Source organism: Pseudomonas sp. FSL R10-2964, assembly GCF_009600035.1.
Lineage (GTDB): Bacteria > Pseudomonadota > Gammaproteobacteria > Pseudomonadales > Pseudomonadaceae > Aquipseudomonas > Aquipseudomonas bubulae.
Genome location: NZ_WIWH01000035.1, coordinates 1 through 12,996, shown reverse-complemented (window position 1 = coordinate 12,996; position 12,996 = coordinate 1). Strand labels below are relative to the sequence as shown.

Sequence of the window (12,996 nt, the reverse complement as noted above, 5' to 3'; positions counted from 1 at the left end):
TCAGAGCTTGCTCGCCAGTTGCTCCAGATGCTCGACGATGTCATCGGGCTTGAGCACCAGAATGTCGCTTTCCAGCTTGTCGATCACCACTTCGGCGGTATTGCCGATCAGGGCCCCGGAAAAACCGGTACGGGCGACGGTGCCCATCACGGTGACCACGGCGTCCAGGTTTTTGGCTACCCGCGGAATGATCACGTCCGCCGGGCCTTCTTCAATATGCAGGCGGCTGTCGTCAATTTCGCATTGTTGCTGGAAGACTTTACATTCTGCGCGGTAGGTCTGTTCCAGCTCGGTATCCAGCGGGTAGACCGCGTCGACTGTTGCGAGCATTGGCGCCGGGTGGGCGCTGACCACATGCAGTTCGGCATGGGCCATGCTGGCGATGCGAAAGCCGTGGTCGACAATGCTGGTATGCAGGGCCATATGCTTCGGGTCGTTATTGCCCACGTCGACGGCTGCCAGTATCACGCCGTGCTCCCAGCTCTGTGCTGTTTTGGCCAGCAGCACCGGGCTTGGGCAATAGCGCAGCAGTTTCCAGTCCTCAGGGGTCAGCAGGACTTTTTTTAGCGGGTTGTCGGGCACATGCTGTTTGATCACCAGCCCGCAGTTGTGCGCCTGCTGCACTTTGATAATGGTGGCGTGCTGGCTTTCGTGCCAGGCCTGCTCGCTGCTCACACTGTAGGCTTCGCTTTTGAGGCTGCTTTCAAGCACGCTCAGCAGGGCTGAGTGGTCATTTTTTTTATCGCAGATCAATAGATGCAGATGCGCCTTGGTGTGACTGGCAATGTGCTTGGCCCGCTTGAGTGCGAGGCTTTCCATCAGGTGAGGCTCGATGACGACCAACAGGCTGTTAATGCTGTGCATGACCGGTGACTCCACATGTAATAGAAACGGCGTGCATTCACTATAGTTGGTCGGCAGTTGAACCTGCGTTGATGCATATCAAGTTGTGTCGTTGGTGCTGCGCGCCGGGGCCCGTATAATCACCGGCTCGCCTCAATTCAGTCTTTGTGAGTCCCATGTCAGCAATTGTTCAAATCACTGCCGGTCTGCCGTGCAATTCCCAATGCCTGGGAGTGTGCGCGTGAATCTTCCTGAAATTCATGAGTTCCTGGGTTGCCGAACGCCTGACGGCTGGATTGCAGCGGCACTGGCTGATCAGGAAACCCTGCTGATCGATCACAAAAACTGCGAGTTCAAGGCCGCCAGCACGGCGCTGAGCCTGATCGCCAAATATCACTCCCATGTTGACCTGATCAATATGATGTCGCGTCTGGCTCGTGAAGAGCTGGTGCACCACGAGCAAGTCATGCGTCTGATGAAAAAGCGCAAGATCGAGCTGCGCCAGCTATCAGCCGGGCGCTATGCCTCGGCGCTGCGCAAGGTGGTGCGCAACCATGAGCCGGTCAAACTGGTGGATACCCTGGTGGTGGGGGCGTTTATCGAGGCCCGCAGCTGCGAGCGTTTCGAGGCGCTGGTGCCGCATCTGGACGAAGAGCTCGGCAAGTTCTACTTCGGTCTGCTCAAGAGCGAGGCCCGACATTTCCAGGGTTATCTGAAACTGGCCTACCAGTATGGCGACGCCAAGGATATCGCCCAGGTGATCGAGCGGGTGAGGGCGGCGGAGCAGGAGCTGATTGAGTCGCCGGATGTTGAATTCCGCTTTCATAGTGGTGTGCCGGCAGTTTCTTGAGTCTTCTGTAGATCTACTGTGGGAGCGGGCTTGCTCGCGATGCAGACGCTGCGGTCTGTCATGCAGGCAGGGCGATGCCCTCGCGAGCAAGCCCGCTTCCACAACAATCCCGCCATCATCTAGATAGTTGCTCTCTTAGGCACCGGTTTGCGTGCCCGCTGAAAAACCAGATAGATAGCCACCTAATAATCGGCTTGACATTAGCTGCCTAGACAGTAATATTTAGAAACATTACTGCCTAGGCAGCTTCCTGGTGCCCTGATGAAGCATTTTCACCCCGATAACTTTCAAAACTGCAGCCTGGGTTTGCTCCTGGGGCGCACGGCCATGCTCAAAGACAAGATCATTGACCGCCATATGGAGCCTTACGGCATCACCGCGGCGCAGTTCAAGGTGCTGATCATCATGGCCCAGTTCGACGTCGACACTCCGGCTGAGCTTTGCCGCCATCTGTGCCTGGACAGCGGCTCGATGACGCGCATGCTCGATCGTCTTGAGCAGAAAAACCTGCTGGTGCGCCAGCGTTCCGAGGCTGACCGTCGCCAGGTGCGGCTGGTACTGAGCGAAGACGGCAAGGCCCTGGCAGGCCTTCTGCCGAAGGTCGGTGCCGATGCGATGAACCAGCTGGCCGGCGCCATCAGCCCGCAAGAACTGCAAAGCCTGGAACAGATCCTCAAGAAAATACTGTTGGCAGCGGGTGATCCCATCACTGTCATGCGTTTAGGTGAAAAATGAGCCACAAGACACTGCGTACAGGCCTGAGCCTGGTTTTTACGTCGATGCTGCTGGCCGGTTGTGCCAGCTACAGCGGGCTGAACACCGAGGGCGTGAGCCAGGACGGGAAAAACCTGGAAGCGGCCAGGACCCTTGCAGGCATTACCGTCAGCCCGGCGGCATGGCCTGAAAAGGACTGGTGGAAGCGCCTGGGCGACACTCAGCTGGATGGCTTGATCGAACAAGCGTTGCGCGACAGCCCTGATATGCAAATAGCGAGTGCCCGCGCCCATCAAGCAACGGCTGCAGCCGGGGCTGCAGATGCCGCACGCATGCCGACCCTGGATGCCGAGGCCGATGTTTCGCGTTCGCGCCTGTCGCGTTCCCAGGATCCGACCGGCCAGGGTGGCCGTTACGACACGCTACGCAACGCCAGCCTGACATTTAATTACACCTTCGACCTATGGGGTGGCCAGCGTGCGGCCTGGGAAGCGGCGTTGGGCCAGGCCCGCGCTGCCGAAGTCGACACTCAGGCCGCGAGCCTGACCCTGGCTGCCGATGTAGCGCGGGGGTATAGCAGCCTGGGACATGCCTTTATCGTGCGCGACCTGGCCAGGGATGACCTGGAACGCACCGGTAAAATGCTGGACCTGAGCAAGCGCCGCCTGCAAGCCGGTATCGACAGCCATTACCAGTACCAGCAAACCGAAAGCCTTGAGGCCAGCTCCCAGGAGCAGTTGATCAATGCTGAAAAACAACTCAAAAGTGCACGCATCGCGCTGGCGGTGTTGTTGGGCAAGGGGCCGGACCGCGGGATGGATATCGCTCGCCCGAAAACCCTCGCCCCGGGCGCCGTGGCGTTACCGAGCAGCTTGCCAGCTGAACTGCTGGGGCGTCGCCCCGATCTGGTGGCTGCGCGCTGGCGGGTAGAGGCAGCGAGCAAGAATATTACCGCCGCCCGGACGCGTTTTTATCCCAATCTCAATTTGAGTGCAGCGGCGGGAACCCAGTCGTTGCTGGGTGATGCGCTGTTCGGTTCTGCCAGTCGCTTCCTCAATATTGCCCCGGCGATTTCGCTGCCGATCTTTGATGGCGGGCGTTTGCGTGCCGGGCTGGACGCAGAGGACGCCAATTACGATCTGGCGGTGGCGCAATACAACAAGATCCTGGTCGGCGCCCTGGGCGATGTCAGTGACACCCTGGCGCAGTTAAGTGCCGTGGGCCAGCAGATAAGCGCCCAGCAACGGGCCACCCAGATCGCTCAGGAGTCGTTCGATACCGTCTTGCAGCGCTACGGCTCGGGTGTCGGCAACTACCTCGACGTGCTCAGCATCGAGCAGCAATTGTTGCAGGCGCAGCGCCAGCTGGCGGGCCTGAATGCCGAGCAGATCGACCTTTCGATTCAACTGATGCAAGCCCTGGGCGGCGGACTTGAGCCCGGCAATCCGGCTGCGGCCGCTCCCGCTGAAGCCCTCGCTGGCAGAATAATTTAGGTACCCGTCATGGCCACTGTGCAAACACCGAATGAAACGCAACAACCCCAGGACGCTGCCAGCCAGCGCAAACGCAAGCTCTGGCTGAGCGGCCTGGCAATTTTGGTCATCCTGCTCGGGCTGGGTGTCTGGGCCTGGGAAGAGCTCTATGGTCGCTGGAATGAAAGCACCGACGATGCCTATGTAAATGGCAACGTGGTTGAAATCACCCCGTTGGTCACCGGTACGGTGGTGAGTATCGGCGCCGATGATGGCGATCTGGTGCATGAAGGGCAGGTGCTGATTGATTTCGATCCGAGCGATGCCCAGGTCGGCCTGCAGAGCGCTGAAGCCAATCTGGCCCGTACCGTGCGCCAGGTACGCGGCCTGTTCAGTGATGTGAAGGGCATGAAAGCCCAGGTGGCTGCGCAGAAAGTTGAAGTGCAGAAAAACCAGGACAACTACAGCCGCCGTAAAAGCCTGGCAGCAGGCGGGGCGATCTCTCAGGAAGAGTTGTCCCATGCCCGGGATGATCTGTCTTCGGCGCAAAGCGCCTTGCGCAATGCCGAGCAAAAACTCGACACCACCCTGGCGTTGGTCGATAACACCACGGTGGCCAACCACCCGGATGTGAAGGCTGCAGCGGCGCAACTGCGCCAGGCGTACCTGGCCAATGCCCGTTCCACCCTGATTGCGCCGGTCACCGGTTATGTGGCCAAGCGCACCGTGCAGCTGGGCCAGCGGGTTCAGCCAGGCACGGCGTTGATGGCGGTCATTCCGCTTAACCAGCTGTGGATCGATGCCAATTTCAAGGAAACCCAGTTGCACAAGATGCGTATCGGGCAGGCGGTGGATATTGAGTCTGATATCTACGGCAGCGGCGTGAAATACAGCGGCACCATCGACAGTATCGGTGCCGGTACCGGCAGTGCATTTGCTCTGTTGCCCGCGCAAAATGCCACGGGCAACTGGATCAAGATTGTCCAGCGTGTGCCGGTGCGTATTCATATCAATGCCGATGAGCTGGCCGAGCACCCGTTGCGGGTCGGCTTGTCGACGACTGTGGATGTCAACCTGCGTGACCAAAGTGGTCCGGTTCTGGCTCAGCAACCGCCGCAAAAAGCTTCGTTCTCCACCACGGTGTATGCGCAGCAATTGGTCGATGCCGAAGCCCTGATTACGCGTTTGATTGACAGCAACAGCGCTGGCACTGGCGACATGGCCGCCCAACGCTGATTCGCCAATCCATGAGCCCCGCCGCAAGGGTGGGGCTGCATCCCCGGTTTTAAAGGATTTGCGATGAGTACAAACGCGTCATTTTCCCCTCCCAGCCTGGTAATGGCCACGATCGGCCTGTCGCTGGCGACCTTTATGCAGGTGCTGGACACCACCATCGCCAACGTCGCCTTGCCCACCATCTCCGGTAATCTTGGAGTGAGTTCGGAGCAGGGTACCTGGGTCATTACGTCATTTGCGGTCAGTAACGCGATTGCCTTGCCGTTAACCGGCTGGCTCAGCCGGCGGTTTGGTGAGGTTAAGTTGTTTCTGTGGGCCACGATGCTGTTCGTTCTGGCCTCGTTTTTGTGCGGTATTTCCACCTCGATGCCAGAGCTGGTCGGGTTTCGCGTGCTCCAGGGGTTGGTGGCCGGGCCGCTTTATCCCATGACCCAGACTTTGCTGATTGCGGTGTATCCCCCGGCAAAACGGGGGATGGCATTGGCATTGCTGGCAATGGTCACGGTGGTTGCACCGATTGCCGGGCCTATTTTGGGCGGCTGGATCACCGACAGTTACAGTTGGCCGTGGATCTTCTTTATCAATATCCCGATCGGTATTTTTGCCGTGATGGTGGTTCGCCAGCAACTCAAGGCGCGCCCGGTGGTGATTACCCGTCAACCGATGGATTACGTGGGGCTAATCACCTTGATCATCGGTGTGGGTGCGTTGCAGATCGTGCTCGACAAGGGCAATGATCTGGACTGGTTCGAGTCCAGTTTCATTCTCTCGGGCACAGCTTTATCGGTAGTGGCACTGGCGGCCTTTATCATTTGGGAAATGACAGACCAGCATCCGATCGTCAACTTGCGCCTGTTTGCTCACCGTAACTTCCGGATTGGCACCATTGTGCTGGTGTTGGGTTATGCCGGGTTCTTTGGTATCAACCTGATTTTGCCGCAATGGCTGCAGACGCAGATGGGCTATACCGCTACCTGGGCCGGTCTGGCGGTGGCACCGATCGGGATCTTGCCGGTTTTGATGTCGCCCTTTGTGGGCAAGTACGCGAATAAATTCGACTTGCGCCTGTTGGCCGGGCTGGCCTTTTTGGCTATTGGCCTGAGCTGCTTTATGCGTGCCGAGTTCACCAATGAGGTGGATTTCCAGCATATCGCGATGGTGCAGCTGTTTATGGGGATTGGCGTGGCCCTGTTCTTTATGCCGACCTTGACCATTTTGATGTCGGATTTGCCGCCGCATCAGATTGCTGATGGCGCTGGGCTAGCGACCTTCCTGCGTACACTGGGCGGCAGCTTTGCGGCGTCCTTGACCACCTGGATCTGGATTCGCCGGGCGGATCAGCATCATGCCTACTTGAGCGAAAGCATCAGCGCCTATGACCCTGTGACCCGGCATACGCTCGAAAGCCTGGGCGGTGCCAGCACGCCTGCCTATGCACAGATGGACAAGATTCTGACAAGTCAGGCCTATATGTTCTCCACCGTGGATTACTTCACCATGATGGGTTGGCTGTTTATGGGCTTGATTCTGCTGGTGTGGCTGGCGAAACCGCCGTTTATAGCCAAGGCGGGGCCGGCGACCAGCGGGCATTAGGGGTAGAGGGGCTGGAGCCCTGCAAGCCCCTTGTGGGAGCGAGCCTGCTCGCGAAAGTCGGCATGCGGTTTATCTGTGATGTTGCGCAGAAACCTTCGCGAGCAGGCTCGCGCCCACGAGTTTACTGTGCGCCAGGCGGAGCAAAATCAAACGGCGCCAGCTGCATGCCTTGCTCATCCACTTGCAGTACCCAGCCCTGGCGGTCCCAGTCACCCAGCACAATGCGCCGGGCGGTCTGTTCGCCGATCTGCAGTTTGTGTATCGCCGGGCGGTGGGTGTGGCCGTGAATCAGGGTGTGCACACCAAAGTGCGCCATGATCCGGGGTACTTCCTCGGGGGTCACGTCAACGATGTCGTTGGCTTTCATGCGGGTCTGGGCGCGGCTTTCGCTGCGCAGCTTGCGCGCCAGTTTATGCCGCGTGCCCAGCGGCAGGTGGCGCAGGACCCACAAAGTGACGGGGTTGCGCAGGATGCGTCGCAGGCGCATATAGGCTTCGTCGCGCGTGCACAGGCTGTCGCCGTGCATCAACAAAACCGGTTCGCCATAGAAGTCGACCACGCTGGGGTCTTTGATCAGGGTGCAGCCAGCCGCTTTACAAAAGGCCTGGCCCAGTAAAAAGTCGCGGTTGCCGTGCATCAGAAAGATCTGCGTGCCGGTCTCGCTCAGGGTGCGCAGCGCTGCACAGATCGAGCGCTGATAGGGGGTCATGGCATCGTCGCCAATCCAGGCTTCGAAAAAGTCGCCCAGGATGTAGAGCGCCTGAGCCGAGCGCGCACGCCCGGTCAGGAAATCCAGAAACGCCCGGGTAATGTCCGGGCGCTCCTCTTCCAGATGCAAATCTGAAATCAGCAGTATCACTCAATGATCTCTGCTTTCTCGACGATCACGTCATCTTTAGGCACGTCCTGGTGGCCGGCTTTGGATGTGGTGGCAACGCCTTTGATCTTGTCTACTACGTCCTGGCCTGCAACGACTTTACCGAATACGGCGTAGCCCCAGCCCTGAGCGGTTTTGCCGCTGTGGTTGAGGAAGCTGTTGTCAGCCACGTTGATGAAGAACTGGGCGGAAGCCGAATGCGGTTCCATGGTGCGAGCCATGGCCACGGTGTACTTCTCGTTCGGCAGGCCGTTGTCGGCTTCGTTCTGGATGCTTGGACGCTTGTCTTTCTTTTCTTTCATGCCTGGCTCAAAACCGCCGCCCTGGATCATGAAGTTGCCGATTACACGGTGGAAAACGGTGTTTTCGTAGTGGCCGGCTTTTACGTATTCGATGAAGTTGGCTACGGTGATCGGTGCTTTTTCAGCGTTCAGTTCGATCACGATGTCGCCGTGGTTGGTGCTCAGTTTTACTTGGGTCATGGTCGTATCGCTCTATCAGGGAATTCGTCGGGCCGGGGAGCGGGGTGAACACACCTCAATCTCCCGGGCTGGCTGGGTAGATACAGCCGCGGGCGGAGTTTAGCGTGCTCGCACGGCATTTCGATGGTGTTTTTCCCATATGGGGACTAAAAGCCGGCATTTCAATCGCTTTGATTGAGCACCTGCTCTGTCAGTGACTTGGCGGCATCGGCTATGATAGGCGCTTTGATTTAGTCGGCCGACCCAGGCCGCGCACCCTGTTACGTTCAAGGATCCTATGAGCAAGCCCACTGTCGACCCCACTCTGAATCCAAAGGCTGGCCCTGCTGTCCCGGCTAACTTCCTGCGTCCAATCGTTCAGGCGGACCTAGACTCGGGTAAATACACACAGATCGTGACCCGCTTTCCGCCGGAGCCAAACGGCTATCTGCACATCGGTCATGCCAAATCCATTTGTGTGAACTTTGGGCTGGCTCAAGAGTTTGGCGGCGTGACGCATTTGCGTTTTGACGACACCAACCCGGCAAAAGAAGACCAGGAATACATCGACGCCATCGAAAGCGACGTCAAGTGGCTGGGTTTCGAGTGGGCCGGTGAAGTGCGTTACGCGTCGCAATACTTCGATCAACTGCACGAGTGGGCGATTTACCTGATCAAAGAAGGCAAGGCCTACGTCTGCGACCTGACGCCCGAGCAAGCCAAGGAATACCGTGGCAGCCTGACCGAGCCCGGCAAGAACAGCCCGTTCCGCGACCGCAGCGTTGAAGAGAACCTGGATCTGTTCGCCCGCATGACCGCCGGTGAGTTTGAAGACGGCAAGCGTGTGCTGCGCGCCAAGATCGACATGGCCTCGCCGAACATGAACCTGCGCGACCCGATCATGTACCGCATCCGTCATGCCCATCACCACCAGACCGGTGACAAGTGGTGCATCTACCCCAACTATGACTTCACTCACGGTCAGTCGGATGCCATTGAAGGCATCACCCATTCGATCTGCACCCTGGAGTTCGAAAGCCATCGTCCGCTGTACGAATGGTTCCTGGACAGCCTGCCAGTACCGGCGCGCCCGCGTCAGTACGAGTTCAGCCGTCTGAACCTCAACTACACCATCACCAGCAAGCGCAAGCTCAAGCAGCTGGTCGATGAAAAGCACGTCAACGGCTGGGATGACCCGCGCATGTCGACGCTGTCGGGTTTCCGCCGTCGCGGTTACACGCCTAAATCGATTCGTAATTTCTGTGACATGGTCGGCACCAACCGTTCTGACGGTGTTGTTGACTTCGGCATGCTGGAATTCAGCATTCGTGACGATCTGGACCACAGCGCGCCGCGCGCCATGTGCGTGCTGCGTCCATTGAAAGTGATCATCACCAACTACCCGGAAGGTCAGGTCGAAAACCTCGAGCTGCCTTGCCACCCTAAGGAAGACATGGGTGTGCGGGTGTTGCCGTTTGCCCGTGAAATCTACATCGACCGTGAAGACTTCATGGAAGAGCCGCCAAAAGGCTACAAGCGTCTTGAGCCTGCGGGCGAAGTGCGTTTGCGCGGCAGCTATGTGATCCGTGCCGACGAAGCGATCAAGGATGCCGATGGCAACATCGTTGAACTGCATTGCTCGTACGATCCGCTGACCCTGGGTAAAAACCCTGAAGGTCGCAAGGTCAAGGGTGTTGTGCATTGGGTGCCGGCGGCTGCCAGCGTCGAATGCGAAGTGCGTTTGTATGATCGTCTGTTCCGCTCGCCGAACCCTGAAAAGGCCGAAGACGGCGCGGGCTTCCTGGAAAACATCAACCCTGACTCGCTGCAGGTACTGACCGGTTGTCGTGCTGAACCCTCGCTGGGCAATGCACAGCCGGAAGACCGTTTCCAGTTCGAGCGCGAAGGCTACTTCTGCGCAGATATCAAGGACTCGAAACCCGGTCACCCGGTATTCAACCGTACCGTGACCCTGCGTGATTCGTGGGGCCAGTGATCAAGTTTTGAAGGAACAAGCCGTGCTTACGATCTACAACACGCTCACCAAGAGCAAAGAAGTTTTCAAGCCGCTGGACGGCAACAATGTGCGCATGTACGTGTGCGGCATGACCGTGTACGACTACTGCCACATCGGCCATGGTCGCAGCATGATTGCCTTCGATCTGGTGACCCGCTGGTTGCGTTTCAGCGGCTACAACCTGACCTACGTGCGCAACATTACGGACATTGAAGACAAGATCATCAATCGTGCGCGTGAAAACGGCGAGCCTTTCGAGGTGCTGACCGAGCGCATGATCGCGGCCATGCATGAAGATGAAGCGCGGCTCAATATCCTCAAGCCGGATATGGAGCCTCGTGCCACGGATCATATCCCTGGCATGCACGCGATGATCCAGACCCTGATCGACAAGGGTTACGCCTATGCCCCGGGCAATGGTGACGTGTACTACCGCGTTGCCAAGTTCATGGGCTACGGCAAGCTGTCGCGCAAAAAGATCGAAGATCTGCGCATCGGCGCGCGCATCGAGGTCGACGAGGCCAAGGACGATCCGCTGGACTTCGTGTTGTGGAAAGGCGTCAAGCCGGGCGAGCCGAGCTGGGAGTCGCCGTGGGGCCCGGGTCGTCCGGGCTGGCACATTGAATGCTCGGTGATGTCTACCTGCTGCCTGGGTGAGACCTTCGATATTCATGGCGGCGGCAGCGACCTGGAGTTTCCGCACCATGAGAACGAAATCGCCCAAAGCGAGGCGGCTACGGGTAAAACCTACGCCAACGCCTGGATGCACTGCGGGATGATTCGCATCAATGGCGAGAAGATGTCCAAGTCCTTGAACAACTTCTTCACCATTCGCGACGTTCTGGCGAAGTATCACCCGGAGGTTGTGCGTTATCTGTTGGTGTCGAGCCACTACCGTAGTTCGATCAACTATTCGGAAGACAATCTCAAGGATGCCAAGGCAGCCCTTGATCGCTTCTATAACGCACTGAAAGGGTTGCCCAAGGTTGCTCCGGCCGGTGGTGAAGCCTTTGTTGAGCGCTTTACCCAGGTCATGAACGACGACTTCGGTACGCCGGAAGCCTGTGCGGTGCTGTTCGAGATGGTTCGCGAGATCAACCGGTTGCGCGAAACCGATCTGCAGGCGGCTGCCGGTCTGGCGGCACGTCTCAAGCAATTGGCCGATGTGCTGGGTGTGTTGCAGCTTGAAGCGGATGACTTTCTGCAGGCCGGTGCTGAAGGCAAGATCGATGCCGCTCAGGTGCAGGCCTTGATCGATGCGCGTCTGGCTGCCCGCGCTGCCAAGGACTGGGCGGAGTCTGACCGTATCCGTGATCAGCTCGCGGCAATGGGTGTGGTGCTGGAAGACAGTAAAGGCGGGACAACCTGGCGCTTGGCTGACTAGATTGCCCGTTGTGTGAACAAAAGCCCGTACGGGGCGTGATGCTGATGATTTTGTGGGAGCGAGCCTGCTCGCGAAGGTCTCGGGTGGGCTTTCGCGAGCAGGCTCGCTCCCACAATTGAGGTCATGGCATTGCGCCAAGTGCGGGCTTTTGTTTGCCCGGATTTTAGCGGCGCCAATAAAAACGGCACCCGAAGGTGCCGTTTTTTTGCAGCGCTTTGCACTAGCTGCCGTGCAATTCTTCGGCTGCGTACAAGGTGTTTTCCAGCAGGCAGGCACGAGTCATCGGGCCTACGCCGCCCGGTACCGGGGTGATCCAGCCCGCGCGGGGCAGGGCGGTCTCGTACACCACGTCGCCCACCAGCTTGCCATCAGCCTGGCGGTTGATGCCCACGTCGATGACGATGGCGCCTTCCTTGATCCATTCGCCTTTGACCAGGCCAGGCTTGCCGGCAGCTACCACCACCAGGTCGGCGCGGCCAACGTGGCCGGCCAGGTCCTTGGTGAAACGGTGGGTTACGGTCACGGTGCAGCCAGCCAGCAGCAATTCCATGGCCATCGGGCGTCCAACGATATTGGAGGCGCCGACAATGACCGCGTCCATTCCGTACAGGTCCTGGCCGGTGCTTTCCAGCAGGGCCATGATGCCTTTGGGGGTGCATGGGCGCAGCAGCGGGATGCGTTGGGCCAGACGACCGACGTTATAGGGGTGGAAACCGTCGACATCTTTGTCCGGACGGATACGCTCCAGCAGTTTGGAGGCATCCAGATGGGCAGGCAGAGGCAGTTGCAGCAGGATGCCGTCGATGTTCGCGTCGTCATTGAGACGGTCGATCAGGTCGGTGAGGTCCTGTTGGGTCGTGTCGGAGGGCAGGTCATAGGCTTGGGAAATAAAGCCTACCTCTTCGCAGTCTTTACGCTTGTGCGAAACATAAACCTGGGAAGCAGGATCGCTGCCGACCAGAATCACTGCCAGACCAGGGGTGCGCAGGCCTTGCTCGTGGCGCTCGGCGACACGTTTGGCAATCTGCTGGCGCAGGCTGGCGGCGATCGCTTTGCCGTCGATTAGTTGTGCAGTCATTACGCGTGATTAACCATCGTAAAGGGTGGAAAAAGGACGTGCATTCTCGCATGCCGCGGCGCGAGGGCAAAGGCGCCTGGTCTGTTTATTGCCCTAACTCCTTTATATTTCTAAACTTTTTTTAAAAAACAGTTGACGACTTACGGGCTCACCTATAACATTCGTCGCACTTGTCGGGCACAGCCTAGCACTGGTTAAGAAGGTAGAGCGAAGTTGTTGTCCAGCTTGGTGATACTGAAAGCACTTGGTTTGTAGTCGTCAAAGAATACAGGCTAACAATGCGCCCGTAGCTCAGCTGGATAGAGCATCCGCCTTCTAAGCGGATGGTCGCAGGTTCGAGTCCTGCCGGGTGCGCCATTAGGCAGCTTTGGCACAAGTAAAGCAGTACAGGCAATATGGTGGGCGTAGCTCAGTTGGTAGAGCACGGGATTGTGACTCCCGTTGTCGAGGGTTCGATCCCCTTCGTCCACC

General features: G+C 58.3%; 11 protein-coding genes and 2 tRNA genes. 9 read left to right on the top strand and 4 right to left on the bottom strand.

Annotated features, from left to right (window positions below; all coding sequences use genetic code 11):
- A complete protein-coding gene (locus GHN92_RS18410; protein ID WP_153380748.1) occupies positions 1–864 on the bottom strand; it encodes a universal stress protein in 864 nt (287 codons plus the stop codon).
- Positions 865–1,084: 220 nt separating this feature from the next.
- Between GHN92_RS18410 and GHN92_RS18405 the strand changes: the two genes are divergently transcribed.
- From GHN92_RS18405 to GHN92_RS18385, 5 genes are all read left to right on the top strand, one after another.
- Complete coding sequence (locus tag GHN92_RS18405; RefSeq protein ID WP_095001718.1) at positions 1,085–1,693, top strand: tRNA-(ms[2]io[6]A)-hydroxylase; 609 nt, start codon at positions 1,085–1,087, stop codon at positions 1,691–1,693.
- Positions 1,694–1,954: 261 nt separating this feature from the next.
- A complete protein-coding gene (locus GHN92_RS18400; protein WP_095001717.1) occupies positions 1,955–2,428 on the top strand; it encodes a MarR family winged helix-turn-helix transcriptional regulator in 474 nt (157 codons plus the stop codon).
- The gene (locus GHN92_RS18395; RefSeq protein ID WP_153380744.1) at positions 2,425–3,900 is read left to right on the top strand and encodes an efflux transporter outer membrane subunit; all 1,476 of its coding nucleotides are present in this window, start codon (positions 2,425–2,427) and stop codon (positions 3,898–3,900) included. The genes GHN92_RS18400 and GHN92_RS18395 overlap by 4 nt, the downstream gene beginning before the upstream one ends.
- 9 nt (positions 3,901–3,909) lie before the next feature.
- Positions 3,910–5,115 (top strand): efflux RND transporter periplasmic adaptor subunit, encoded by a 1,206-nt coding sequence (locus GHN92_RS18390; protein ID WP_095019325.1) that lies wholly within the window; start codon positions 3,910–3,912, stop codon positions 5,113–5,115.
- Between the two features lie 63 nt (positions 5,116–5,178).
- Positions 5,179–6,708 carry a DHA2 family efflux MFS transporter permease subunit gene (locus GHN92_RS18385; RefSeq protein WP_153380742.1) on the top strand — a complete coding sequence of 510 codons (1,530 nt, stop codon included), beginning with the start codon at positions 5,179–5,181 and terminating at the stop codon, positions 6,706–6,708.
- A gap of 121 nt (positions 6,709–6,829) precedes the next feature.
- Here GHN92_RS18385 and lpxH read toward each other — a convergent pair whose 3' ends face one another.
- Both lpxH and GHN92_RS18375 read right to left on the bottom strand, forming a co-directional pair.
- Positions 6,830–7,567, bottom strand: coding sequence for a UDP-2,3-diacylglucosamine diphosphatase (lpxH, locus tag GHN92_RS18380; RefSeq protein ID WP_095001713.1), 738 nt, complete (start codon positions 7,565–7,567; stop codon positions 6,830–6,832).
- Positions 7,564–8,067, bottom strand: a complete 504-nt coding sequence (locus tag GHN92_RS18375; RefSeq protein WP_095001712.1) for a peptidylprolyl isomerase — start codon at positions 8,065–8,067, stop codon at positions 7,564–7,566. Before GHN92_RS18375 ends, lpxH begins: the two co-directional genes overlap by 4 nt.
- A 277-nt stretch (positions 8,068–8,344) precedes the next feature.
- Between GHN92_RS18375 and GHN92_RS18370 the strand changes: the two genes are divergently transcribed.
- Complete coding sequence (locus GHN92_RS18370; protein ID WP_095019323.1) at positions 8,345–10,042, top strand: glutamine--tRNA ligase/YqeY domain fusion protein; 1,698 nt, start codon at positions 8,345–8,347, stop codon at positions 10,040–10,042.
- A gap of 22 nt (positions 10,043–10,064) precedes the next feature.
- Entirely contained in the window at positions 10,065–11,447 is a 1,383-nt protein-coding gene (gene cysS, locus GHN92_RS18365) for a cysteine--tRNA ligase (protein WP_095001710.1), read from the top strand.
- A 220-nt stretch (positions 11,448–11,667) separates the two neighbouring features.
- Here cysS and folD read toward each other — a convergent pair whose 3' ends face one another.
- A complete protein-coding gene (gene folD / locus GHN92_RS18360; RefSeq protein WP_095020907.1) occupies positions 11,668–12,525 on the bottom strand; it encodes a bifunctional methylenetetrahydrofolate dehydrogenase/methenyltetrahydrofolate cyclohydrolase FolD in 858 nt (285 codons plus the stop codon).
- A gap of 280 nt (positions 12,526–12,805) precedes the next feature.
- Here folD and GHN92_RS18355 point away from each other — a divergent pair.
- A tRNA-Arg gene (locus tag GHN92_RS18355) sits at positions 12,806–12,882 on the top strand.
- Positions 12,883–12,923: 41 nt separating this feature from the next.
- A tRNA-His gene (locus tag GHN92_RS18350) sits at positions 12,924–12,996 on the top strand.

Excerpts from the sequence above, each read along its gene's own strand:
- GHN92_RS18410 (WP_153380748.1), bottom strand. The coding sequence starts at position 864 with ATGCACAGCATTAACAGCCTGTTGGTCGTCATCGAGCCTCACCTGATG.
- GHN92_RS18400 (WP_095001717.1), top strand. The coding sequence starts at position 1,955 with ATGAAGCATTTTCACCCCGATAACTTTCAAAACTGCAGCCTGGGTTTG.
- GHN92_RS18395 (WP_153380744.1), top strand. The coding sequence starts at position 2,425 with ATGAGCCACAAGACACTGCGTACAGGCCTGAGCCTGGTTTTTACGTCG.
- GHN92_RS18390 (WP_095019325.1), top strand. The coding sequence starts at position 3,910 with ATGGCCACTGTGCAAACACCGAATGAAACGCAACAACCCCAGGACGCT.
- GHN92_RS18385 (WP_153380742.1), top strand. The coding sequence starts at position 5,179 with ATGAGTACAAACGCGTCATTTTCCCCTCCCAGCCTGGTAATGGCCACG.
- GHN92_RS18375 (WP_095001712.1), bottom strand. The coding sequence starts at position 8,067 with ATGACCCAAGTAAAACTGAGCACCAACCACGGCGACATCGTGATCGAA.
- GHN92_RS18370 (WP_095019323.1), top strand. The coding sequence starts at position 8,345 with ATGAGCAAGCCCACTGTCGACCCCACTCTGAATCCAAAGGCTGGCCCT.
- folD (WP_095020907.1), bottom strand. The coding sequence starts at position 12,525 with ATGACTGCACAACTAATCGACGGCAAAGCGATCGCCGCCAGCCTGCGC.